This is a genomic window from Glycomyces tritici (assembly GCF_030403505.1).
The window spans coordinates 208,900-233,181 of record NZ_JAUEMJ010000003.1 but is presented as its reverse complement, the minus strand read 5'-3'; the positions used below and the strand labels follow the sequence as shown (position 1 = coordinate 233,181).

The window sequence follows — 24,282 nt, the reverse complement described above, 5'->3', positions numbered from 1 at the left end:
TTCAATAAACCCTATGACGACGATTCTCGATCTCCCGCTGCACCCGCTGGTGGTGCACGCGCCGATCATCCTCGTAGGGCTGCTCGTACTGGGCGGCCTCTGCTACCTCCTGATTCCGCCGCTGCGCCAACGCATCGGCTGGGCCGTGGCGGCCCTGGTGCTGATCGCGCCCCTGTCGGTCTTCGGCGGGATCTTCACCGGGCGCCAGCTCGCGGACTACAACGAACCGGACGGCTGGGACCAGGCGGTCTCGCAGCACCACGATTACGCGTTCTGGCTCTTGTGGACGCTCGTGGCGCTGGTCCCGGTGTGGTTCCTCTTCGCCGGCCTCGACCGCGGCCGCCGCGCGGCCCGTGCCCGCGACGGCGCGGCGCCCGCTCCCGCTGCGGACGGCGACGCGGCCCCGGCGGGGTCGTCCGATCCCGCGGCGACCGGACGCAGGATCGTCATGTTCATCTTCGGCGTGGTGGCTTTGGCCCTGCTGCTGCTGGCGGCCTGGTGGCTGTTCAAGACCGGGCACGCCGGCGCGGAGATGACCTGGGGCGGCCTGGTCCGATAGGCCGAGGCGCGGGGATCGAACGACGGCCCCGGTCGGGCATCGCCCGGCCGGGGCCGCTTTGCGCGGTCAGCCGTTGAGGAGGCCGATGATGAGCACGGTGAACATGAGGGTGACGCTGACGAGGGTGATCCAGTGGGTCACGAGCCGGGCGCGCTGCTCGGCCGCGTCGATGGCGGCGTAGTCCTGGCGCGGCAGCGGCCGGGGATCGCTCGGCAGCGCCACGGACTCGACCCGCCAGCCCAGCGGCGGCGGCACGTTGACGGGCGGGCCGTCGTACTCGTTGCGGTCGCTCATGCGGGAAGCCTAACGCCGAAGCGCCGAACCGGTCCCAGGGTCGCCGGGAGCGAGCGCGGCCCGGCCCGCGCAGTCGAGCGCGACTGATCGAAGCGTGACGCGGAAACGGCTCGGCCCGCCGGATCCCAGAGGATCCAACGGGCCGAGCCGTATCGCCTTGCCTTATTCGGCGCTCGCCTGGCGGTCGCTGTCGCCCGTGGGGCGGCGACGGCGGCGGCGCCTGCGCGCCGGGGCGTCGCCCTCAGCGGCGGCTTCGGCGCGCGGGGCGCTGTCGCCGTCGGCCTTGGCCTGGCGCGGGGCCTTCGCCGCCGCGCCGGACTGGGCGCTGTCGCCTTCGGTGCGGATGCGGCGGCGCTGGCGGCTGCGCGGGGCCGGAGCCTCGCCGCCGTCGGCGCTGCCGTTCACGACCGAGCCGTTGTCGTCCACGGTGATGCGCTCGCTCGAAGCGGGGCGCTCACTGCGCTCGCTCGAACCGGCGGGACGCTCGCTGCGCCCGCCCGAGCGTCCGCCGCCGCGGCGGTCGCTGCCGCCTCGGCCGCGCTCGCGGTCACCGCGCCCCCGGCCTCGGCCGGACTTGCGGCTGTCGCCCTCGACGTTCTCCTCGCGCTCGGCGCTGAGGCCGTCGCGCTTGCGCTGGTCGCTCGGGAGCGACGACGGCGCGCCTTCGGGGATGTCCAGGTCCGTGTACAGGTGGTCGGACGTGTGGTACGTCTCGACCGGCTCGCCGATGTCGAGGTTGTTGGCCTTGACGATGATCTTCCAGCGAGGCAGGTCCTCCCACGTGAGGAAGGTGACCGCGATGCCCGTGGCGCCCGCGCGGCCGGTGCGGCCGATGCGGTGCACGTACGTGTCGGCCTCTTCGGGCGCGTCGTAGTTGATCACGTGCGTGATGTCGGGGACGTCGATGCCGCGGGCGGCCACGTCGGTCGCCACCAGCACGTCGATCTTCCCGGCGCGGAAGGCCCGCAGGGCCCGCTCGCGCGCGTTCTGCCCCAGGTCGCCGTGGACCGAGCCGACCGCGAAGCCGCGGAAGTCCAGTTCGTCGGCGACCTTCTGCGCGGCGCGCTTGGTGCGGCAGAACAGGATCGTCAGGCCGCGCTCGCGGGCCTGGAGGATCCGGGCCGTGACCTCGACCTTGTTCAGCGAGTGGGTCATGTAGACCAGCTGGCGGGTGCGCTTGGCCGCCTCCTGGTCGGGGCCGGTCACGTCGGCGGCGACGGTCATCGGGCGGTGCATGTGGCGGCGCGAGAGCGACATGATCGTGTCGGGCATCGTGGCCGAGAACAGCATCGTCTGGCGCTCGGTCGGCAGGAGCTTGAGGATCTTCTCCACGTCCTCGGAGAAACCGAGGTCGAGCATCCTGTCGGCCTCGTCGAGCACGCAGTGCTTGATGGCGTCGAGCTTGATGTGCTTGGACTTGTGCAGGTCCAGGAGTCGCCCGGGGGTGCCGACGATGATGTCGACGCCGGCCTTGAGCGCCTCGACCTGGGGCTCGTAGGCCCGGCCGCCGTAGATCGGCAGGACCCGGATGCCGCGGGTCTTGCCCGCGTCCTCGAGGTCCCTGGAGACCTGGAGGCCCAGTTCGCGTGTCGGGACCAGGATCAGCGCCTGCGGCTTGCCGCTGGCGCCCTCCTCGGCGGAGGAGATCCGGTCGATGATCGGCAGGCCGAACCCGAAGGTCTTGCCGGTGCCGGTGGGGGCGCGGCCGATGATGTCCGAGCCGCGGAGCGCGATGGGAATCGCGTACTCCTGGATGGCGAAGGCCCGTTCGATACCAAGCGCTGCAAGGGCTTCGACGGTCTCTTCCCTCACGCCCAGCTGGGCGAAGGTCGGCCCCTCGTTCTTGAGCCGGTCGTTGTTCACTTCGTTCACTCTGTTCACCTCGTGGCGGAGGACGTCACCAGATCCGGGGAACTCGGCGCCACATTCAGTCTCGTCATACAGCGGCGACGACCGCCGGATTCGGGAAGTCGCCGCTTCGCAGGAGCGGTTCGGCGCCTGGCGCCGGTACCGCGTTCGAGGACCGCTCTCGCATCGCCGAACTCGTATGGTCGAACCAGTGATTCGCGAGCTTCGTCGAGGGGACTGCCACCAGATGGCCGCGGTCGCTCCCGTCCATCGTACGCCCCGAGCGCACGGCCGTCTCGGTGCGACGCTGCGATCAGGCCCGCAACGTGGGCGGACTCACCCGTTCGGGGCCGTGCCGACCTGCGAAGACGCGTGCATCGGTCCGCTTTCGGACAACCTGCGAAGGCGAAGGCCGCTCTGGGCCAGTGGTAACCTGCCCCCGTGTCCGAGACAACTGATGCCGCCGCGCAAAACGACGACCCGGCCCCCGCCGCCTCGGCCCCCGGCCGCGAAGCCGTCATCGATCTCCTTGGGCTGCTTGCCCTCGGCGAACTGCTCGCATTCGAACGGATGGTCTACGACGCGCGGCTCGCCCCCGACCTCGGACGCCGGGCCGCCCTCTCCGAAGCCGCGGTGGGTGAGATTCGCAACTACCGGCTCCTCGCCGACCGCCTGCAGGAGCTCGGGGCCGACCCGGGCGAGGCCATGGCCCCGTTCAAGGAGGCCTTCCGCTCCTTCGACGCCTCCACCTCGCCCCGCGACTGGCTCGAGGCGCTCGTGAAGGTCTACCTCGGCGACGCGGTCGCCGACGACTTCTTCCGCGTCGTCTCCGCCGGGCTCGAGGAGCAGGACCGCACCCTCATCGAGACCGTCCTGGCCGAGACCGGCGCCTCCGACCTGGCCGCCGAGGAGATCCGCGCCGCCGTCGAGGCCGACGCCGCCGTCACCGGCCGCCTCTCGCTGTGGGCCCGCCGCCTCGTCGGCGAGGGCATCAACCGCGCCCAGGGCGTGGCCGCCGCCAACGAGCGCCTCACCGCGATCATCGTGGGCGACGGGGGGACCCTCGACGCCCTGCTGCGCAGGCTCACCCGCGCGCACCAGGACCGCATGAAATCCGTCGGACTGAACAACTGAGCCTCTGATCGTTCACGGCTCGAAAGCACCACCGAGGCGACCGCGCAAGGGGCGTTACCGAATCGAGATGATTCGGCCGCAACTGGACCCTTCCTTCCACGCGTCTTGGCGGTGGAGGAGGACACAAACATGCGGCTCAAGAAAAGCCATGTCGTCAGCGGGGTGCTCGCCCTGGCCCTGCTCGGCGCCACCGGCACCGCCTGGTACTTCGCGCTGCAGGCGCGGACCCCGGCGCAGCGCGCCGAGGAGACGGCCGAACCCGATGACAGTGTGATCACTGTCCGGGTCGACCAGGACCAGCTGATCGACACGCTCGATTTCGACGCGGAACTCAACCGCACCGGGGACTTCGAAGTCCCGGCCCCGACCGACGCGCCCCCAGGGGTCGAGACCGCCCTGGCCTCGAAGATCCCGCTGGAGGTCGGCGACGAGGTGAAGGCCGGCACCGTCCTCTTGGAGGTCTCCGGCCGCCCGATGATCGCCCTGAAAGGGGCTGTGCCCGCCTACCGGGACCTTCAGGAGGGCGACACCGGGCCGGACGTGGAGCAGCTGCAGCTGGCGCTCCAGCAGATCTACGGCACCCCCAAGACCGGCAAGTTCGACGCGCGCACCGTCTCGGACGTGAAGAAGCTCTACGACAACATCGGCTACGACCACCCGACCACCTCCGAAGAGGTCGTCGACGAGACCCCCGAGGGTGAGGGCGAGGCGCCCCCCGAAGGCGAAGGCGACGAGAACGCCGAGAACACCGGCGACGGCCAGACCTCCACAGTGGAGCGCGTGATCGTGCCCGCCGCGGAGGTCGTGTTCCTGCCCGAGCTGCCCATGCAGGTCGGCAAGATCAACGCCAAGCAGTCCGCGCCCGTCACCGGCACCGAAGGACCCCTCATGGTCCTCGCCTCGGGCGACTGGAAGCTCGAGGCCAAACTCGACGAGGAGACCGCCTCCGCGCTCATGGACGCCGGCGGCGACGCCGAACTCGAGTTCGGCGACGGCCCCATGGAGGGCCAGGAGGTCGGCGCGTTCGAACTCGAAGAACGCGAAGAGGCCGCCGAAGGCGACGAAGGCATGTACCCGGGCGAAGAGGGGGAGGGGGAGCAGACCGTCGACGTCATCTACGCCGTCTTCGAGTTCGACGCCTCCACCGTCGAGGGCATCGACGACCTCGCCCCCGGCGAGGAGCAGGAGGTCACGCTCATCCGCGCCCGCTCGGCCGAGGACGCCCTCATCATCCCGCTCTCGGCCCTGTGGACCGACAGCGAGGACCGCACCATGCTCACCGTCGTCGAAGGCGAGGACGGCAAAGAGCGCCACGTCGAGGTCGAAGTGACCCTGCGCCACGAGGGCCGCGGGGTGGTCGAGGTCGTCGACGGCGAGCTCGCCAAGGACGACGAGGTCGTGATCGCCTGGCGCGACCGGGAAAACGCCTGATGGCCAGGGGGCGCCGCAAGCCCGAGACCGACACCGAGCTCCTGGAGTTCGTCTCCGCCGGAGACGAGGAGCCGGTCGAGGCCCAGCCCCGCGGGCGCAAAGCACGCCGGGCCGCCAAGAAGGAGGCCAAGGCGGAGCGCAGAGCCGCCGAAGCCGAAGTACCGCAACGCCAGGGCGCCTTCGGCGTCCGCAGCATGGGCATCGCCTACGAGGCGCTCCAGTCCCTGCGCGGCCGCTCCATGCGCACCTGGATGACCGCGATCGGCATCGCACTGGGCATCGCCGCCACCGTCGCCACCGTGGGCCTCTCGTCCACGTCTGCCAACGCCATCGCCGAGCGCTTCAACGCCACCGAGGCCACCCAGGTCACCGTCTCGTTCTCCAACAACATGCGCGACGCCGGCTTCGCGCCCTCACTGGACGCCAGCGAGCGGGTGCGCGCCATCATCGGCGTGGAGAACGCCGGGATCCTCTGCACCTCCAGCGAGGAGCGCAAGGCCTCCCGCACCGAAGGCCAGGACTACACGCGGGACGTTCCCGTCCTCGGCATGGAACCGGGCGCGATGGAGGCCTACGGCTTCACCTTCGTGCAGGGCGCCGCCTTCGACATGGGGCACGTCGAGCGCGACGACAAGGTCGCCGTCATCGACGAGTCCGCCGCCCGCGACCTGGGCTACGCCTCGCTCGCAGGCGGCCCGATGATCTACCTCAACGGCGAGGAGTACGCCCTCGTCGGCGTCTACACCGCGCCCGAGGGCGAAGCCAAGCTCACCGGCGCCGTGATCATCCCGCCCACCCCGTGCACCACCGGCGACCCCGAGTTCGGGGCCGCGGAAGTGTTCATCCGCACCGACCTCGGCGCCGCCGACAAGGTCGCCCAGACCGCGCCGACCGCCGTCTTCCCCGAAGGCGCCGAGAACCTCAACACCACCAAGCCCTCGGACCTGCGGAACTTCCGCAAGGGCGTGGAGAACGAGATGCAGGCGCTGCTGCTCGGCCTCGCCGGCGTCTCGCTCGTCATCGGCGCCGTCTCGGTCTCCAACACCGCGCTCGTCTCGGTCATGGAGCGCCGCAGCGAGATCGGCCTGCGCCGCGCCGTCGGCGCCGCCCGGCGGGCCGTCGCCATGCAGTTCGTGTGGGAATCCACCCTCATCGGACTCATCGGCGGTCTCTTCGGCACCGTGCTCGGCGTCAACGTCACCGCGATCGTCTCGCTCTACCGCGACTGGCAGATCGTGTTCGACCCGATGCTGTTCGCCGCCGGGCCGGTCATCGGCGCGGTCGTGGGCGTCGTCGCCGGCGTCTACCCGGCGTGGCGCGCCAGCCGCATCCCGCCCGCGGTGACCCTCCGCGCCTGACACTCGTTAGTCCCCGGTGAGACTCACCGAGGACGCACGGGACCTGTTCCTGCCCGCCGCCTGCGCCTCCTGCCGGAGCGCGCCGGCGGCGGGCAGCGGTCTGTGCGCCGACTGCGCCGCCGACCTGCTCGCCCTCCGCCCGGTCCTGGCGGCCCCGGCCCGGCGCACCGCCCCGCCCGTGGTCGCGGGCGGGCCCTACGCCGGGGCGCTCGCCGAGGCCCTCAACGAGTACAAGGAGCGCGCCCGCCGCGAACTCGCCCCCGCGCTCGGGGCCCTCCTGGGCCGCGCGCTGGCGGTCGTGGCCGCCGAGGTCCCGGACGCCGTGCTCGTCCCGGTCCCGCCGACCCGGGCCGCGCGCCGCTCCCGCGGCTTCGACCATGTCGCCCACGCCTGTGCGGGACTGGGGGAGCTGCATCCGGTGCTGCGGGCCGGGCCCCGGCCCGACTCGGTGGGCCTGACGCCGCAAGGGCGCGCCGCCGCGGCGCGCGCGAGCCTGCGCGCCGCCCCGCGCCGCCTCGCCGCCCTCGCGGCCTCGGGGCGCCCTGCGATCCTCGTGGACGACATCGTGACCACCGGCGCGACGCTCGACGCCGCTGCCGCGGTGCTCCGTCGGGCGGGCGTCGCGGTGCCGGCCGCGGTCGTCATCGCCGCCGCTTTAGTGGGGCGGCAGGGGTTCATGTGGCGGTACCGGCGGGTACCCCTCTGGGTGTCGGCAACTCGACAAGGTCCGAAACGCCACTTCGGCCGCTAATGCGAAGAGTTATCTCCAGTCCGCCGAAATTCGCGCGGACGCACCCATTGGCATTGGAGAATTCCGGTAGCCGAAGGGTCGACTTTCGGTGACCGAGGGGATAGTCTCGAAATCTCGGATCGGTAACGAGACGACAGAGGCCAGATGGCCCAAAGGTGAACGCCCCCAATCCAGAGGCGCGGAAACCCCGGTCGTTCTACCCGTGAGAGGAGGTCGCTCCTTACGCCGTACCGGACCATCGGCTCCGGACCCAGCACGCACAACATCGTCAGCATCGCCGCCAGGCAGAGCGGGATGCACCTGGGAGGTTCAGAGGTGGACATCGTCGTCAAGGGTCGCAACGTGGAGGTTCCCGACCACTACCGCGAGCTCGTCGAAGAGAAGATCGAGTCCAAGATCGCCAAATACCTCGCCCGTTACGACGGGGAGGCGATCGATATCGACGTCGAGCTCTATCACGAGCCCAATCCCCGCCAAGCCGACCACGCCCAGCGAGTCGAGATCACCTGCCGTCCTAAGGGGACGGTCATGCGCGCCGAGGCCTGCGCCGAGGACTTCCGGTCCGCGTTCGAACTCGCCGTGACCAAGCTCGGGCACCAGCTCCGCAAGAACACCGACCGCAAGCGCATCCACCGGGGCGGGACCAAGGCCCCGATGTCGGTCGCGCAGGCGACCTCCAACGGCAACGGCGGGTTGAACGGCACCCTGCTCGCCGAACCCGAAGTGAAGGACGCCGCCGCGGCGCACTTCATCTCCGAGGACATCGACCATTTCGAAGGCCTCGTCGAAGACCACCTGCCCGGCCGGATCGTCCGCGAGAAGATCCACCCCGGTGAGCCGATGACCGTCGACGACGCGCTGCAGAACATGGAGCTCGTCGGCCACGACTTCTACCTGTTCCACGACAAGGAGAGCGGCCGCCCGACGGTCGTCTACCGCCGCCGGGCCTTCGACTACGGCCTGCTGCGGCTCGACATCTAGCCACCCGGGGCGCCGCGCGCCGGCGCCGGTGAAGAGGGGGACTTTCCTCTTGGGTTCGGATGTTGTTGAGGGGTGGCATCCGGACCGGACGAGGCCCCGGGCGCAAGCCCGGGGCCTCGATCCATGCTCAGTTCGCTTTTCGGTGGGGGAGAAGCACACCGGACCCTAGAGGGCCGAGCCTTCCTTCCACTCGTCGAAGGACAGGATCCAGTAGCCCCAGCCGTTGTCCCACGGCATCGCGCGCGGGGACGACTCGCCGACGACCTCGACCGGGTCGCCGCGCTGGGCGATGTTGAAGAACCACTCGGCGTCGGCCTCGCTGGCGTTCAGGCAGCCGTGCGAGAGGTTCGCCGATCCCAGGCTGCCGTTCCACGGGGCGCCGTGGACGAATTCGCCGGTGGCGTTGATGCGGGTGGCCCAGTTGACCGGGGTCGAGTAGTAGCCCTCGTCGCCCTCTTCCTTGCCGGGGGAGACCATCGTCTTCTCGGCCATCTTCTCCATCACCAGGTGGGTGCCGGTCGCGGTGTAGTACTCGTACTCCTCGCCCGAGCCGCCGCTGATCGGGATCTCTTTGGCGACCTCGCCGTCGATCTCGACGGTCATGGTGTGGGTGTCCAGGTCGGCGACGGAGATGTTCGCCTCGCCGATGACCATCTGGGCGGTGTAGTCCTCGCCGCCCCAGGTGTCCTCGCCGAGGAACTCGCCCGCGAAGTTCGCGGTGAACGTGACGGTCTGGTGGCCTTCCCAGTAGTCCTTGGTCCGGTAGATCACGGTGTCGTCGTCGATCCACCGCCAGGCGCCCTCGTGGCCTTTCTCGGACTCCACGACCAGGAGCCGTTCCACGGCGGCGCGGTCGGGGGCGTCTTCGGTGAAGGTCACGATGAGCGGTGCGCCCACGCCGACCTCCTCGCCTTCGGCGACCGGGGTGACGTCGGCGACCTCGAAGCCCGAGCTCTCGCGCGCTTCAGTCGTGAACTGCTGCTCGAACTCGGTGACGGTGCCGTCCGAGCTGACGGCCTTGGCGACCACGGTGTGGGTGGATCCGGCGTCGAGGATGCCTTCGGAGGTCCAGGTGGTGAGGTCTTCGGAGAAGGAGCCCTCGATGGTCTCGGAGCGGTCGGAGGTGACGTTGACCTCTTCGAGGATGCCGTCCACCACGGACAGGGTGAACGGCGCGGTCGGGTCTTGTGCTTCGACGGCGTCCATCGACACCGCCGGGACGATCGGCGCGGGCGTGAACGTCCCCGTCTGGGGTGCGGCGCAGGCGCTCATGACGAGCGCCAGGGACAGCACCGCCAGGGCGCGCGCGGGCATGGGCTTCAAAGGGGGTTCCTCCACAAAGCGAAGTGACTGGATCACTATATCCACGACGCTCGGCGCCACCTGTTGGGTTGCACGTCAATCGCTACTTAGCGAAGCCCACAGCAACGTGTCCCGCCGCCGCCCCGCGATCGTCGGCAGACCGCCCCGCTCGACGCCCTCGAGCCGGAAGCCGGCGCGCCGCAGGACCGCCTGCGACGCGGTGTTGTGGATGTCGGTCCCGGCCCACACGCGGTCGAGCCCGACCTCCTTGAACGCCCACGTGCGCACCATCCGCACCGCACGCGTCGCGTACCCCCGGCCGCGCGTCTCGGGCCGCAGGTCGTAGCCGATCATGCCGGTGCCCGCGACGCGCGCCACGTCGTAGAGCCCGATCGTGCCCTGGTATCCGGCGCCGTCGTCGATCACCATGAGGGCGTTGCGACCGCGCAGCCACTCCAGTGCCGCCCGCCACTCGCAGACCTCGCGGGCCTCCACCCGGCTCGGCGGCAGCGGCAGGACCGCGCCCGAGTAGACCTCCGGCCGCGACCGGTGCCGCAGATGCGCCTCGTAGTCCTCGGGCATCAAGGGCCGCAGGGCGATCACACCGTCCCTGAGGGCCCCGCCCGGCAGGTCGGGCAGCACCCGCGGGAACGGCCCCGGCCCGTCCTGGGGCAGCAGCCCGAGCGTCAGGGCCTCGGTGCCGTCCCAGGCCGCGCCGCGCGCCACACCGCTGTCGGGCCGGAACCCGGCCCGCATCGCGGACCGGATCGCGGCCTGGTCGCGCACCGGCGGCCGCACCTCCAGGCGCCACGCCCCGCGCTCGAACACGCCGGGGACCGCGGCCCGCAGCATCGCCGCCGCCAGGTGCTTGCCGCGCCGCTCGGGCGCGACCCAGAACCGCGCGGTCACGATGCGGTCGACGGCGGTGAAGCCCAGCGCGCCCCAGACGGACTCGCCTTCGGGGCCGTACGCGAGGGCGTCGGGACTGAACCCGCAGTCGACCTTCACGTCCTCGGGCGCCGGGCGCAGCGAGAACGTCGCCGATTCGACGGGCTCGAAGTCATACACGCCCTCAGCCAAGCAGGGGCGGGACCGTTCCGTCAACCATTCCCGGAACGGAATTCGCGTTCTTCGCGAATCAGGCGACGTCCTCGGGGAGCAGGCTCCCGACCCAGGAGTCGACGCGGCCGTCGCCGCCGTGCCGCGTGCGCCTGCGCGTGCCCTCGACGGTGAACCCGGCCTTCTCGGCGACGCGCCGCGAGGCCTCGTTCCCGACCACCGCGCGCCAGTTGACGCGCTCCAGCCCCAGCTCCTCGAAGCCGAGCCGGCACAGCCGCCGCACCGCCGCCGTCATCCAGCCCCGCCCGCGCGCCCACGGCGAGCAGAAGTAGCCGATCCCGGCCTCGCCCCCCGCCTCGAGCACCAGCTCCACCGAACCGCAGTAGCGGTCGTCGGCGTCCGCGAGGACGAAGAGCACGCTCCGGCCCCGGTCCCACCGCTCGGCGCACTCGGCGAACCAGTCGTCGGCCATGGCCCGGGTGTAGTCCCCCGGGAGGGTCGTCCAGCGCTGCACCGCCTCGTCGGCGCAGCTCACCGCCAGGTCGTCCAGGTCCGCCTCCCGCAGCGGCCGCAGCCGCAGGCCCGCCACCTCGGTCTCCAGCTCCTCGCGCTCGGCCAGGAAGAACCCGGCCTGCCGCTTCAGGATCCCGTAGTCGGACGGGGGGTCGTCCGGCCCGCGCACCTCGCCCGGCAGGATGCCCCCCACCCAGCAGTCCTTCGAGAGCCCGCGCTGGTACACCCCGTTGCGGGCGATGCCCTCCACAGTGAAGCCGGTGCGGATCGCCGCGAGGCGCGAGGCGTGGTTCCCCACGATCGCGTCCCACGCGATGCGCTTGGCCCCCAGGTGCTCGAACCCGAACTGCACGGCCGCGCGGATCGCCCGCTGCGCCACCCCGCGGCCCCGGGCCCACGGCGCGGTCACGTACGTGATCGTCAACTCGTACGGGAACGACTTCGTCAGCGCCATCGAGCCGACCAGCGCGCCGACCTCGTCGACCACCGCCCAGCGCGGGTTCCCGCTCTGCCAGTGCCGCTCCTGCAGCCACACGAAACGCTCGCGCGCGGTGCCGGCCCAGGGGAGCGGCATGACCAGGAACCGCTCGATGAGCGGGTCGGCGTAGATCTTCGCGAGATCGCTCATGTGCCGCTGCTCCCACGTGACGAGTCGCAGGCCGTCGGCGGTGAGGGTGACGGGTTCCATAGGCAACGATTGTGCCCCACCGGCGGCCGTCGGGACCAGCCGCCGACTGGGCGTACTATTGACCGGGAAATCCACCCGATTTGGCCGAGACGTTGCTGTGGGAGCTGATCTTCCGTGTCGTTGTTCGAGAAGGTACTGCGAGCCGGCGAGGGCCGTGCGCTCAAGCGACTCAACGCGATCGCCGATGCGATCGACTCCTTGGAGGACGAGTACGAGTCGATGACCGACGCGGAGCTCCGCGCGCTCACCGACGAGTACAAGGAGCGCCTGAAAGACGGCGAGACCACTGACGACCTGCTGCCGGAGGCGTTCGCCACGGTGCGCGAGGCCGCCAAGCGGGTCCGCGGGATGCGGCACTACCACGTGCAGCTCATGGGCGGCGCCGCGCTGCACCAGGGCAACATCGCCGAGATGAAGACCGGTGAGGGCAAGACCCTCGTGTCCACGCTCCCGGTCTACCTCAACGGCCTCACCGGCAAGGGCGTGCACCAGGTCACGGTCAACGACTACCTGGTCCGACGCGACGCCGAGTGGATGGGCGAGATCCACCGCTTCCTCGGCCTCACCGTGGGCGTCGTGCTCCCGGGCGAGGGCGCGGAGAAGCACCGCGAGGCCTACAACTGCGACATCACGTACTCGACGAACAACGAGCTGGCGTTCGACTACCTGCGCGACAACATGACCAGCTCGGCGGACACCCTCGTGCAGCGCGGCCACCACTTCGCGCTCGTCGACGAAGTCGACTCGATCCTGGTCGACGAGGCCCGCACCCCGATCATCATCTCCGGCCCCGCGGACCACACGCCGCGCTGGTACAAGGAGTTCGCGGAGATCGTGCGCTCCATGAAGCGCGACGAGCACTACGAGGTCGACGAGGGCAAGCGCACGATCGCGATCACCGAGTCGGGCGTGGCCCGGGTCGAGGACCGCCTGGGCATCGAGAACCTCTACGACTCGGTGAACACCCCGCTGGTCGGCTACCTCAACAACGCGATCAAGGCCCACGAGCTGTTCGAGCGCAACCGCGAGTACATCGTCTCCGAGGACAAGGAAGTCCTCATCGTCGACGAGTTCACCGGCCGCGTGCTGCCGGGCCGGCGCTTCAACGAGGGCATCCACCAGGCCATCGAGGCCAAGGAGAAGGTGGACATCAAGCAGGAGAACCAGACGTTCGCCACCACCACCCTCCAGAACTACTTCCGCATGTACGACAAGATCGGCGGCATCACCGGTACCGCGCAGACCGAGGCCGCCGAGTTCAACAACGTCTACGGCATGGGCGTCATCCCGATCCCCACGAACAAGCCGATGATCCGCAACGACCAGTCCGACGTCATCTACAAGACCGAGGAAGCCAAGTTCCAGGCGGTCGTGGACGACATCGCCGAGCGCCACGAGACCGGCCAGCCGATCCTCGTGGGCACCACCTCGGTCGAGAAGTCGGAGATGCTCGGGCTCCTCCTGAAGAAGCGCGGCATCCCGCACCACGTGCTGAACGCGAAGAACCACGCCAAGGAAGCGGACATCATCGCCCAGGCGGGTCAGCGCGGCGCGGTCACCGTGGCCACGAACATGGCCGGCCGCGGTACGGACATCATGCTCGGCGGCAACCCCGAGTACCTGGCCGCCGCCGACCTGCGCGCGCGCGGCATCGACGAGGCCGACGAGGAGACCTACGCGGCGGCTTGGGAGGAGGCCCTCGAGAAGTTCGAGGAGACCACCAAGGCCGAGGCCGAGGAAGTGAAGGACGCGGGCGGCCTGTACGTGCTGGGCACCGAGCGCCACGAGTCGCGGCGAATCGACAACCAGCTGCGCGGTCGCGCCGGGCGCCAGGGCGACCCGGGCGAGTCGCGGTTCTACCTCTCGCTCTCCGACGACCTGATGAAGCGGTTCAACGCGGATGCGGTGCGCGCCATGATGAACCGGCTGCGCGTCCCCGACGACGTGCCGATCATCTCCAAGATGGTGTCGCGCCAGATCGAGTCGGCGCAGTCGCAGATCGAGGGCCACAACGGCGAGATCCGCAAGAACGTCCTCAAGTACGACGAGGTCATGAACCGCCAGCGCACGGTCATCTACGACGAGCGTCGCAAGGTGCTCAACGGCGAGGACGTGTCGGAGCAGATCGGGCACTTCATCGACGACACGCTCGAGGCGTACGTCGCGGGGGCGACGAGCGACGGGTACGCGGAGGACTGGGACCTGGACGAGCTGTGGAGCGCGTTCAAGCAGCTCTACCCGATCCAGATCGCGCACAAGGACCTGGTGAAGAAGGCCGGCGGGCTCTCCGAGCTCGACGCCGAGACGCTGCTGGCCGCCGTGAAGGAGGACGCGCACGAGGTGTACGCCTCGCGCGAGGAGGAGTTCGGCGAGGAGATCCTGCGCAAGCTGGAGCGCCGGGTCCTGCTGCAGACGATCGACCGGAAGTGGCGCGAGCACCTGTACGAGGTGGACTACCTCAAGCAGGGCATCAGCCTGCGGGCGTACGCGCAGCGCGACCCGGTGATCGAGTACCAGCGCGAGGCCTTCGACATGTTCCAGACGATGCTCGACGGCATCAAGGAGGAGTCGGTCCGGTTCCTCATGAACGCCGAGCTGAAGCAGAAGACCGAGGGGTCCTCCGCTGAGCCCGAGGCGCAGATCAGGGGCCTGGAGCCGCTGAAGAAGCCGGAGATGCTGACGCAGTCGGCGCCGTCGATGGACACCGCGAGCGGTGTCGAGCAGCAGACCACGACCGAGGACGGCGCGGTGTTCAAGCGCCCGCCGAAGCCGGTCCCGGGCCAGAAGCGGGCCGTGAAGCGCACGCCTGGGGCGGGTTCGAAGGGCGCGGCGAAGGTCGCGCCGAAGTCGGCCCGTTCGGCCGGTCCGCGCAAGGCGTCGACCGCGCCTCCGGCGAAGCAGGCGAACCCGCAGCAGCGCCAGTCCGAGAAGGTCGGGCCGAACGAGCCGTGCCCGTGCGGTTCGGGCAAGAAGTACAAGCGCTGCCACGGCGCCCCTGGCGGGGCTGCAAACTAGGGGCATGCAGAAGAACTCAGGTCACGGTTCGAAGGGCGCGCCGAGGCGCGTCTACGTGCCCGCGAACGTGGAGATGCTGGCGCACCTCGCCGCTCACGGCGAGGTGAAGCCGGTGCTCGATGTGCACACGGTGACGGCGTGGCTCAGGCGCGAGGCGCCGGACGCCGACGTCGAGGACCTGGAGTACACGGCGTTCGCCGATGCGGCGCTGTCGTCGGTGGCGCTCCTGGTCGACCAGGCGCCGCGGCGGGTGGTGATCTCCGCTGACGTCCCGGCCGATCTGGTCGAGGACAAGTCGGGGGGCACCGCCGCTCGGCTCGATGGCGGCGTGAAGTTCGAGAAGGTGGCGGCGATCCACATCGACGACGCGGTCGCGGCGGTGCAGATCGCGGCGGAGCTCGTCTCGGGTGAGCCGGACCTGGAGCTGATCGAGTCGAACGTGCTCGACTGGTACGCCCCGGAGGAGCTTCAGGACCTCTTGGCGGGCTTGGCCTTAGGGCGCTTCGGCAGTAGCAGGCCGAAGGCGAGCACGGCGCAGAACGCTCCGGCGAACATCGCGGTCATCGACCCGTTGTACTGGGACTGGAAGCTCAGTGCGAGGTTGGCGCTGTCGAGCGGGTGCACTTCGTCCGCGCCGACGGCCAGGACCGATTCGACGCCGAACTGGGCGATGATGGTCGAGAGCATCCAGATCGCGCCGGGGATGGCGCCGGCGAACAGGTGGCCGATGAGCTTCACGTTCGCTTTGCGCCCGCGCAGGTACAGGAACGCGCAGATGCCGCAGGCGAGGCCGACCAGGAACGGGGCGGCGGTGCTGAAGGCGTTGTACTCGTCGATCGGGTCCGAGAAGAGGCTCCGGGACGAGGCGGCCTCGAAGATGCCGCGCGCGTACATGAACCCCAGCAGCACGAGGGTCGCGATGAGTCCGGCGGCGATGGCGGTGGCGTGCTTCGACAGGGCGATGAGTCCGCCGACGAGTCCGGAGGCGACCAGGGTCAGGCCGATCGCCAGGGCGATCGAGGCGTCGACGCTGAACAGCGCGTAGGCCGCTGCGCCTGCGACGAGTCCGGCCACGAGGGCTCCGATGAGCGCGGTGAGCTTCTGCGGGCCTTTGACCAGGCGCGGGGCGATGAGTGCGGCGACCGCTCCGGCGAACACGGTGACGATGATGGGGCTGAACAGGCTGAGGGCCAGAAGGATGACGCCGGTCTGGTCAAGGCCGTCGGCCATGCCGGTGACCCGGTAGAGGGAGAAGAGCACGCCGGCCACGGAGAGCAGTGCGGCGGCGCCGAGCACCCAGAGCGCGACGCGCCCGGGCCGGACCGCGGGCGGGGCCTCCGCTCGCTGCTCGGTCTCCTGCTCCTGCGCCTGTGCTTCCTGCGTTTCAGTCACCAGCCCAGAGTACGGACCGGGCTCTCGGGGCATCCGTGCGGAGCCGCGAGTGTGGGCTGAGCGGACACCTGCGCGTTTGTTCGCATCGCAGCAGGTCGCGGGCCTCGAACTGTGCGAGGATGGCGACAGGGCGCAGAGTCTTGTAGCCTGGTTATCAAAGACTTCTCACCGCAGTAGCCATCGATTCGACGGGAGAGCGCGATGGACGCCTTGTTTACGGTTCCCACTCCGGAGAATGAACCGGTCAATTCGTACGCACCGGGCACTCCTGAGCGCGAAAGCCTCCAGAAGGCGCTCGCCGAACTCGCCGGCACCGAACTCGACCTCGACCTCAACATCTCCGGCGAATGGCGCCGCGGTACCGGCGCCGAGATCAAGGTCGTCCAGCCCCACAACCGCGCCCACGTCCTCGGCACCACCCGCGAGGCCACCGCCGCCGAATGGGGCGCGGCGGTCGCCGCCGCCAAGGCCGCCCGCCACGACTGGATCCGCACCGACTTCGCCGACCGCGCCGCGATCTTCCTGCGCGCCGCCGAACTCATCGCCGGCCCGTACCGCGACGTCCTCAACGGCGCCACCATGCTCGGCCAGTCCAAGACCGCCGTGCAGGCCGAGATCGACGCCGCGTGCGAGCTCATCGACTTCCTGCGCTTCAACGTCAGCTTCGCCGAAGGCATCTACCGGCAGCAGCCGAACTCCTCCAAGGGCCTGTGGAACCGCACCGACCACCGGCCGCTCGACGGGTTCGTCCTCGCCATCACCCCGTTCAACTTCACCGCCATCGCCGGCAACCTGCCCACCGCCCCGGCCCTCATGGGCAACACCGTGGTGTGGAAGCCCTCGCCGACCCAGCAGTTCGCGGCGCACTTCGTCATGAAGGTGCTCCTGGAGGCGGGCCTGCCGCCGGGCGTGATCAACATGGTCACCGGCGTCGGCACGAGCAGCGAGACCGCGCTCCTGGACCCCGACCTCGGCGGCATCCACTTCACCGGCTCCACCAAGACCTTCCAGCACCTGTGGAAGACGGTGGGGCAGAACATCGCCGGGTACCGCACCTACCCGCGGCTCGTCGGCGAGACCGGCGGCAAGGACTTCATCGTCGCCCACCCGAGCGCCGACCTCCAGTCCCTCGCCGTCGCGATGGTCCGCGGCGCCTACGAGTACCAGGGCCAGAAGTGCTCGGCGCTCTCGCGCACCTACGTGCCGGCGTCCCTGTGGAAGCACGGCCTGCGCGACGCGGTCGTGGGCATGACCGAGGACATCACCTACGGCGACGTCACCGACTTCGCGAACTTCGGCGGCGCCGTCATCGACGACCGCGCCTTCGCCAAGCACACCGCGCTCTTCGAACGCCTGCAAGGCGATGCGAAGGCCACCGTGGTCACCGGCGGCTCCGCCGACGACTCGCAGGGCTACTTCGTGCAGCCCACGCTCATCGAGTCCACCGACCCGACCCACGAGCTGTTCTCCGACGAGTACTTCGGGCCGATCAACGGCGTCTACGTCTACGACGACGCAGACTTCGACACCGTCGTCCGCCAGGCCGCCGACATCGCCCCGTACGCGCTCACCGGCGCGGTCTTCGCCAACGACCGGGCCGCGATCGCCCGCGCCAGTGAAGAACTGCGCTTCGCCGCCGGCAACTACTACATCAACGACAAGCCCACCGGCGCAGTCGTCGGCCAGCAGCCCTTCGGCGGCGCCCGCGGCTCGGGCACCAACGACAAGGCCGGCTCCTGGCAGAACCTCGTCCGCTGGGTCAGCCCGCGTTCGATCAAGGAGAACTTCCTGCCGCCCACGGAGTACCGCTACCCGCACCAGGGCTGACGCCCGAGCGGGCTGTGGACACAGCCGCTGCCGCCTGATCCGCGGCGGTACCGCCCGACCTGAGGGGGCCCGGACCGTGAGGTCCGGGCCCCCGTGTGCTCCGCTGCTGTGACTCGCGGGGGCCGTGCGAGCGCGCACGACCGCCTTTTATGCTGGGGCCATGACGAAGCGTGAGCATCCCCTCAAGGGTGAGTTCGACACTGCCACCGCCCGTTGGGAACGCACCACCCACGAGGACGGCACGCCCGCCGCGCTCGAGATCGGCTACGCCGACAACGGACTGGTCGCCCTCCGCATGGCGGAGGATCCCGAAGGCGACGTGCTCATCTACACTCCGGCCGAGTGGGAGGCCTTCGTCGAGGGCGTCCGCGACGGCGAGTTCGACATCGAGACCTGGGACGACGAGCCCATCGTCGAGATCATCGAAGACGACGAGGATGAGGCCGGAGCCGGAGCTGGAGCCGATCGCTCAGCGGCGAACGACCGCACCGGCGGCGACGCGAATGCGAACGCAGACGCGGGCGAAGCGAAGTCCGCCTCTTAGCAAGCCCCGCAAGGACTCACGGCCGCGCCGACGGGAAACCGCCGACGCGGCCGTCCGCGTACCCGGACCTGTTGCCGCATCGCCGGAACGTGCCAACCTGAATTTCTCGGGAAGCTCTTGTATCCGAACGGACTCGAAGGTCTCTTCCCTGGTGAATGACGTGATACCCGCCCAGCCAGTGGTGTTCGCGGCATTCCGGGCGTGACTGCCTCCCTACCTATCGGCGCCATGCGTGAACCCTGCGCGTGGCGATGGGCGAGGAGAATGGATCACGAAGAGATCCCCCTCCTCACCGGACAACCGCATAGACCCCCGAGAAAAGCAGAGGAGCTCCCATGCGATTGGTGTTCGCCGATCACGAACCCCATCTGAAGCCCAACCCCCGCCGCGACCACATGAGCGGCGTGCCCGAGCTTTCGTACTCCACTCTGGACCGACACGGCGGCCGCGTCCTGGCCCCTGGTCAAGTGATGCGCACGGCTGGGCAGTCGGCCCCGGTCGGCACGATCTACCGGTACGACCGGTTGCTGGTCGACGAGTCGGTCATTCACGACTCCGAGACCCGCGAGCAGCTGGAGAAGGCGATCCGCCCGACCGGAATGCTCATGGAAAGCCAGGCTGCGCGTTCGATCGTCCCGGGACAGGGTTCGTACCGCGTTCCCGTGCTGAGCAACCACGGCGACCAGGCTGCGGTTGACGCTTGGTCGCTGCTGCAGCGACTGCGCACCATGAACGACGAGACCAGTCTGTCCGGCGAGATCCTTGACAAGGTTCGCCTGGAGCACCTGATGATTTGCTCCAAAGGCAACCCGGGCGTGAGCGGCGGTGAGCCGCCCGTCGCCGATTCCCGAGCGTTCGGGCTCGGTCGCATTCCGGTTGACATGGTCAACCCGATGCCCAGCCGCAAACAGCTCGACCGCCGTTTGCGAGTTGCCGTACTCGACACCGGTGTCCCGAACCGGCACCCCGCTTTCGACGTGTCCGACCGAACCGAGGACGAGGACACCTTCGTGGTGGTCGACCACGCCTTCCAGGCGAAGCTCGGCGAACACTCCGATTCTCCCGCTGCCCCGCTCGACGACCCGTGGGAAGGTCCGGTCCACGAACCGACCCTGATCGGTGAGGTCGCCAGTCACTACGGGCACGGCACGTTCATGGCGGGCCTGCTCCGCCAGATTTCGCCGGATGTCCAGCTCTACTCGCTCCGAGTGGTCCATAACGATGGACTCGCCTATGAACACGAGGTCATCGCGGCGCTGCACCATGTCGCCGACCAGGTGGAGGCGGTCCGCCGAGGTGACTCCGAGGCGTTCGGAGTCGACATGGTGGTGCTCGCCATGGGGTACGTCGACGAGAGTCCGGACGACCAACCCGGGGGGTGGATCGGCGAGGCGGTGCACCGTCTGGCCGGACTGGGCATTCCGGTGGTCGCCGCTGCGGGGAACCAGTCGTCGGACCGACCGTTCTACCCTGCTGCCTTCGCCGCGCATTCACAGGTCGAAAACGCCGCGCCGGTCCTGAGCGTCGGGGCGCTGAACCCCAACCGCCACATCGCCATGTTCTCGAACGAAGGCCCTTGGGTCTCGTGCTACGCCACCGGGGCCGGGCTGGTGAGCACGTACCCGTGCGAGGCGAAGGGTTCGCGAATGCCCGACCGCCGGGCGAAGTCCTCGATCTTGAACCGTCATCGCGAAAGCCACGACCCCGACGACTTCTCGTCTGGTTTCGCGGTCTGGAGCGGCACTTCATTCGCCGCGCCGCTAGCCGCGGCGTTCCTGCTGAACGCGATCACTGATCTGGGCGTGACCGAGGTGGACGATGCCATTCAGGCGTCAGCGCGTGCACACGAAGCGTTGAAGCGTCTGAAGAGCCGCTAGCCTGAAGTCATGAACGCGACTTCGGCTCACTCGATGGCGGCCGTGGATTACGACCGGCGCGCGCAGCTCTACCTGGCTGCGCGCGCCGGCGACCGCACCTCGCAGCATGCGCTCGTCGAAGAGCTCAACGAGCTCCTCTGGAGAGCGGCCCGGCGCACGGGCCTCGATCGGGAGAGCGCCTCGGACGTCGTACAGACGGCCTGGCTTCGACTATGGCACATCGAGAAAGAGCTGGAACAACCTCGCGCGCTGACCAAGTGGCTGCTCACCACGGTCAGCCGCGAGGCTTGGAAGCAGATCGGTCACATGCGGCGCGAAGTGGTCGCCGACCCGATCGACATCCGCGAAGAAGCGGCCATCGACGGCGTCGAGGACGTGCTCGTCCGAGCTGTCGAACGAGAGGCCGTGCGCCGTGCCTTCCTCGCCCAACCTGAGCGGTGCCGGCGACTGCTCGCCTTCGTGGCGACGGTTTCACGGCCCGACTACGACGTCATCGCCGAGGCACTGGGGATGAAAAGGGGGAGCATCGGACCCACCAGGGGTCGGTGCTTGGACAAACTGAGAAGGACGCTCCTAGAGGATCCGTCCTGGAGTGGAAGTGAGGGGCGGGATGAACATGGGGCCTGAATCTGAAAGTCAAGGTGAATTCGAGTCACTGGACTCCTGCGACGAGCGGATTCTCTCGGTGATCAACGAGCTGCATCATCGTGACGATCCGATTCCCAGCGATCTCAATGCCCGGGTTCAGTTCGTACTCGAACTCGAAGCCGAACTCGACGCCCGTGTCGCACGGGTATCGCGCTCGAGCGAGCTGGTACTGACGCGGGGCGATGCGGAGTTGGCCGTCGGCCAAGGAGATCCGGCGACGGTCACCTTCGACTGCGAGTCGGTCACGGTGATGGTCACGCCACGGCCTTCGGCGTTGAAGGAACGGCGGCTCGACGGGTGGATAGGTCCGGAAGGGATCTATGAGGTCGAGCTCAGGAGTACCGATGGATCGAAACGGGCTTCCACGGATGAATCAGGTCGGTTCGTTCTCGAAGGTCTCCCCGAAGGACAGTTGTTCCAACTTGTGATCAGGCCGCATGAAGCACTGCAACGAGAAGGCCTGCCTGCGGTGGTCGTGACACCCGCCGTTCAGCTGTAGCATGTGAAGAATGCTTCAACACGCTTGGCGGGCGTTCTCGCGTGGTCAACGCCTGCATCGGCGCGGCCGCATCAGCGAGGCCGGAGAGATGCTTGATGAAGCCCTTTCGCTGCTCGGGTGGAATCCCGAGCGACCCCCTGCCGCCGGAACGGCACGCGCCCGGCTGATAACCAAGACGCTGCTGATCCGATCAGCGAATACGGCCACCCAGGGGAACACCGCCGAAGGGTTGCGACTGCTCGACTACGCGGACGAGTTCGTGACCGCCGAAGACCTGGGGATGCTGATGCACCAGCGGGCCTTCATCCTATGGGCGAGTGGTCGGCTCGGAGACGCCATGCGATGGTTCGATGAGGCCGAACCGTATCTGGCGGAACACGGGCCCGAGAACATCTACGCGGCGCTCTTCATCAACCGCGCGTCATTGTGCCGTGATCGCGGAGAACTCCGGAGAGGCCTGGAGAACATCCAACGGGCGGTGCAGCTCTACCGCGATATCGACGTCCCGGTGAACCGGGCCAAGGCGATCCACATGGAAGCGCTTCTGCGGCTCGATCTCGGCGAGGTCGCGAAAGCACTGCTCAGCCTTGACGATGTTCGGGAGCTGTACCGCAAGCACGCCCCCGAACTCGAAACGCTGATCGACTTCTCCTACGCCGAGGCGATGTTGTCGGTCGGCATGTATCAGCAGGCGATAGACCGGTGGACCGAATCGATCGAATCGCACCGTTCTGCCGGTGAGCACCGAACCGCCGCGATCGGAGAATTCTGGCGGGCGGTCGCCGCATACGAGGACAATCAGTTCGGGCTGGCCGAGCGATGGGCCCATCAGGCGATGGAGTCCCTGTACGAGCAGGGCAACGAACCGATGGCCTTTCTGGCCCGACTGCTCATCCTCCAAGGTCGGTTCGACTCAGGCCAAGTGGGTTCGGACTTTGCCGACAAGGTGTCGCGCTTGTGCGATGCGTTGGAGCAGAGGGGATGGGCACTTCGCCTCAGCCAAGCCAGAATCCTGGCTGCGCGTGCCAGAATCCGGGCCGGTGAACTGGAAGGCATCGAATCGGCACTGCAAGAGGGGCGAGACGGTCCGGGCTACGATGCGTTGGCCGAAAGCCTCGCACGGCACCTCGCAAAGGCCGAACTTGCCATCGCACGCAACCTCGATCCCATGCCCGAATTGCGAAGAGGGCTCGACCTTCTCGATGAGTACCGCATGGCATTCGGCTCGGTCGAGTTTCAGGCGGGCGTCTCCGCGCTCGGAATAGCGCTGGCCAGTAAGGGCTTGATCTATACCACCGAAACCAGTGAGCCCGCAGAGATGTTCTGGTGGGCAGAACGCTGCCGCGCCCAGGCGCTGCGCATACCTCCGGTGAAGGCTTCCTCGAATCCTGAATCTCGTGAGGTGCTCGGGCGTCTTCGCCAAGCGCGACAGGACCTCTGGAATGTCCAGGTGGAGGGCGAGGACGCTGCAGAGGCGGCGGCCCGGGTGAGTCGGCTCGAAGAGACCATTCGGCAGTTCGACTTCACCAAGCCCGGCCCGAGACGGCAGGCCGCGCGCGTTGCGACCGAGGACATTCAGGAGTTGGCCGAGGCTCGCGACACCGTCGTGGTCAGCCTCTACGAGGTCGGAGGGGACGTACGAGCGATTCTTGCGGGCGGCAATGGACTCCGGCACGTTCGCCTCATGCCGCTCGAGGAGGCCGCTGAGCTCGAACGGCGTCTCGGCGCAGACCTCGATGCCCTGGGCAAGCCTTTCCGGCTCCCTCCCCGTTTGCAGGCGAGCGTCGAGGGGTCGCTGCGCCGCAACGCTGAGGCCCTTGCCAAGGGCATCTGGGAGCCGATCGCCGATTACGTGGGAGACCGTCAAGTAGTCATCGTTCCGCACAGCCGACTCGCATGGGTGCCCTGGCCCCTGCTGCCGCAGCTGCGCGGTCGTCCGGTGACCGTCTCGCCGTCGGCCGAGGCCTGGTGGCGGGCGGTGCACCGAACCAGCGCCACCGGCCCGGCCCTGGTAGCGGCCGGCCCGGCGCTGTCCCAGGCCAGTGGTGAGATTGAAACGATCGCAGGGCTATACCCGGGCGCGAACCTGATCACCGCCGATCAGTCGGACCCTGAGATGGTTTTGAAGGCGCTCGACGGCGCCTCCGTGGCTCACATTGCGGCGCACGGGCATCACGAGCCTGACAACGTCCTGTTCTCCCGCCTGGACTTCGGTCTCGGGCCGCTCAACGCCTATGAGCTCCTCGGCCTCGACCAGCCGCCCAGCCACGTGGTCCTCTCCTCCTGCGACCTCGGCCGCTCCACCGTCGCGGTCGGGAACGAGACACTGGGCTTCACTGCGGCGCTCCTGCACGCCGGCACCTCCACGGTGGTGTCCAGCCTGGGCCGCGTCCCGGACGACATGGCCGCCGAGATGATGATCGAGTACCACCAGCACTGCGCCGCGGGCGCGACCCCGGCCGAAGCCCTTGCGGCCGTGGGGGAGCACCGCCCCTGGCATCCCTTCGTCGCGTTCGGCGCCTAGCCCTCACCTCACCCGCCCGCCACCTTCCCCGCCACCTC

The 24,282-nt window shown here is 69.1% G+C and carries 19 protein-coding genes and 1 pseudogene; 14 read left to right on the top strand and 6 right to left on the bottom strand.

The genetic code is table 11. The annotated features are described in order from the left end of the window. Window positions 1–13 precede the first annotated feature (13 nt). On the top strand, window positions 14–559 hold the full coding sequence (locus QWI33_RS11560; RefSeq protein WP_289957301.1) for a hypothetical protein: 546 nt from the start codon (window positions 14–16) through the stop codon (window positions 557–559). A gap of 66 nt (window positions 560–625) precedes the next feature. On the opposite strand, the gene QWI33_RS11555 is transcribed toward QWI33_RS11560, so the two are convergent. Beyond that, window positions 626–853: a hypothetical protein gene (locus QWI33_RS11555; protein WP_289957300.1), complete on the bottom strand. Its 228-nt coding sequence runs from the start codon at window positions 851–853 to the stop codon at window positions 626–628. Between the two features lie 162 nt (window positions 854–1,015). Further along, window positions 1,016–2,725, bottom strand: coding sequence for a DEAD/DEAH box helicase (locus QWI33_RS11550; RefSeq protein WP_289957299.1), 1,710 nt, complete (start codon window positions 2,723–2,725; stop codon window positions 1,016–1,018). A 417-nt stretch (window positions 2,726–3,142) separates the two neighbouring features. Between QWI33_RS11550 and QWI33_RS11545 the strand changes: the two genes are divergently transcribed. The 5 genes from QWI33_RS11545 to hpf all read left to right on the top strand — a co-directional run bounded on the left by QWI33_RS11545 (window position 3,143) and on the right by hpf (window position 8,356). Beyond that, window positions 3,143–3,835 (top strand): ferritin-like fold-containing protein, encoded by a 693-nt coding sequence (locus QWI33_RS11545; RefSeq protein WP_289957298.1) that lies wholly within the window; start codon window positions 3,143–3,145, stop codon window positions 3,833–3,835. Window positions 3,836–3,964: 129 nt separating this feature from the next. Further along, complete coding sequence (locus QWI33_RS11540; RefSeq protein ID WP_289957297.1) at window positions 3,965–5,266, top strand: hypothetical protein; 1,302 nt, start codon at window positions 3,965–3,967, stop codon at window positions 5,264–5,266. Beyond that, on the top strand, window positions 5,266–6,624 hold the full coding sequence (locus QWI33_RS11535; RefSeq protein ID WP_289957296.1) for an ABC transporter permease: 1,359 nt from the start codon (window positions 5,266–5,268) through the stop codon (window positions 6,622–6,624). The genes QWI33_RS11540 and QWI33_RS11535 overlap by 1 nt, the downstream gene beginning before the upstream one ends. Before the next feature lie 16 nt (window positions 6,625–6,640). Continuing rightward, the gene (locus QWI33_RS11530; protein ID WP_289957295.1) at window positions 6,641–7,375 is read left to right on the top strand and encodes a ComF family protein; all 735 of its coding nucleotides are present in this window, start codon (window positions 6,641–6,643) and stop codon (window positions 7,373–7,375) included. A 315-nt stretch (window positions 7,376–7,690) separates the two neighbouring features. Then, entirely contained in the window at window positions 7,691–8,356 is a 666-nt protein-coding gene (gene hpf, locus QWI33_RS11525; RefSeq protein ID WP_289957294.1) for a ribosome hibernation-promoting factor, HPF/YfiA family, read from the top strand. Window positions 8,357–8,521: 165 nt separating this feature from the next. Here hpf and QWI33_RS11520 read toward each other — a convergent pair whose 3' ends face one another. From QWI33_RS11520 to QWI33_RS11510, 3 genes are all read right to left on the bottom strand, one after another. Further along, window positions 8,522–9,670: an Ig-like domain-containing protein gene (locus QWI33_RS11520; protein WP_289957759.1), complete on the bottom strand. Its 1,149-nt coding sequence runs from the start codon at window positions 9,668–9,670 to the stop codon at window positions 8,522–8,524. Between the two features lie 84 nt (window positions 9,671–9,754). Beyond that, window positions 9,755–10,726: a GNAT family N-acetyltransferase gene (locus QWI33_RS11515; RefSeq protein ID WP_289957293.1), complete on the bottom strand. Its 972-nt coding sequence runs from the start codon at window positions 10,724–10,726 to the stop codon at window positions 9,755–9,757. Window positions 10,727–10,796: 70 nt separating this feature from the next. After that, the gene (locus QWI33_RS11510; protein WP_289957292.1) at window positions 10,797–11,918 is read right to left on the bottom strand and encodes a GNAT family N-acetyltransferase; all 1,122 of its coding nucleotides are present in this window, start codon (window positions 11,916–11,918) and stop codon (window positions 10,797–10,799) included. A 114-nt stretch (window positions 11,919–12,032) separates the two neighbouring features. Between QWI33_RS11510 and secA the strand changes: the two genes are divergently transcribed. Both secA and QWI33_RS29580 read left to right on the top strand, forming a co-directional pair. After that, window positions 12,033–14,933 carry a preprotein translocase subunit SecA gene (gene secA / locus QWI33_RS11505; protein ID WP_289957291.1) on the top strand — a complete coding sequence of 967 codons (2,901 nt, stop codon included), beginning with the start codon at window positions 12,033–12,035 and terminating at the stop codon, window positions 14,931–14,933. 4 nt (window positions 14,934–14,937) lie between these two features. Next, window positions 14,938–15,354 (top strand): annotated as a pseudogene (locus tag QWI33_RS29580) (DUF6912 family protein); the annotation flags it as partial. A 47-nt stretch (window positions 15,355–15,401) separates the two neighbouring features. Here the strand turns inward: QWI33_RS29580 and QWI33_RS11495 are convergent. Next, window positions 15,402–16,325, bottom strand: a complete 924-nt coding sequence (locus QWI33_RS11495; protein WP_289957289.1) for a hypothetical protein — start codon at window positions 16,323–16,325, stop codon at window positions 15,402–15,404. Window positions 16,326–16,526: 201 nt separating this feature from the next. Here QWI33_RS11495 and pruA point away from each other — a divergent pair, with 201 nt between their 5' ends. The 6 genes from pruA to QWI33_RS11465 all read left to right on the top strand — a co-directional run bounded on the left by pruA (window position 16,527) and on the right by QWI33_RS11465 (window position 24,244). Further along, the gene (gene pruA, locus QWI33_RS11490) at window positions 16,527–18,152 is read left to right on the top strand and encodes an L-glutamate gamma-semialdehyde dehydrogenase (protein ID WP_289957288.1); all 1,626 of its coding nucleotides are present in this window, start codon (window positions 16,527–16,529) and stop codon (window positions 18,150–18,152) included. A gap of 160 nt (window positions 18,153–18,312) precedes the next feature. Next, window positions 18,313–18,696 (top strand): DUF397 domain-containing protein, encoded by a 384-nt coding sequence (locus tag QWI33_RS11485; protein ID WP_289957287.1) that lies wholly within the window; start codon window positions 18,313–18,315, stop codon window positions 18,694–18,696. Window positions 18,697–19,031: 335 nt separating this feature from the next. Continuing rightward, the gene (locus QWI33_RS11480) at window positions 19,032–20,573 is read left to right on the top strand and encodes a S8 family peptidase (protein ID WP_289957286.1); all 1,542 of its coding nucleotides are present in this window, start codon (window positions 19,032–19,034) and stop codon (window positions 20,571–20,573) included. Between the two features lie 9 nt (window positions 20,574–20,582). After that, window positions 20,583–21,200, top strand: coding sequence for an RNA polymerase sigma factor (locus tag QWI33_RS11475; RefSeq protein ID WP_289957285.1), 618 nt, complete (start codon window positions 20,583–20,585; stop codon window positions 21,198–21,200). Further along, on the top strand, window positions 21,184–21,720 hold the full coding sequence (locus QWI33_RS11470; RefSeq protein WP_289957284.1) for a hypothetical protein: 537 nt from the start codon (window positions 21,184–21,186) through the stop codon (window positions 21,718–21,720). Before QWI33_RS11475 ends, QWI33_RS11470 begins: the two co-directional genes overlap by 17 nt. Before the next feature lie 10 nt (window positions 21,721–21,730). Continuing rightward, a complete protein-coding gene (locus QWI33_RS11465) occupies window positions 21,731–24,244 on the top strand; it encodes a CHAT domain-containing protein (RefSeq protein ID WP_289957283.1) in 2,514 nt (837 codons plus the stop codon). Window positions 24,245–24,282: the final 38 nt, after the last annotated feature.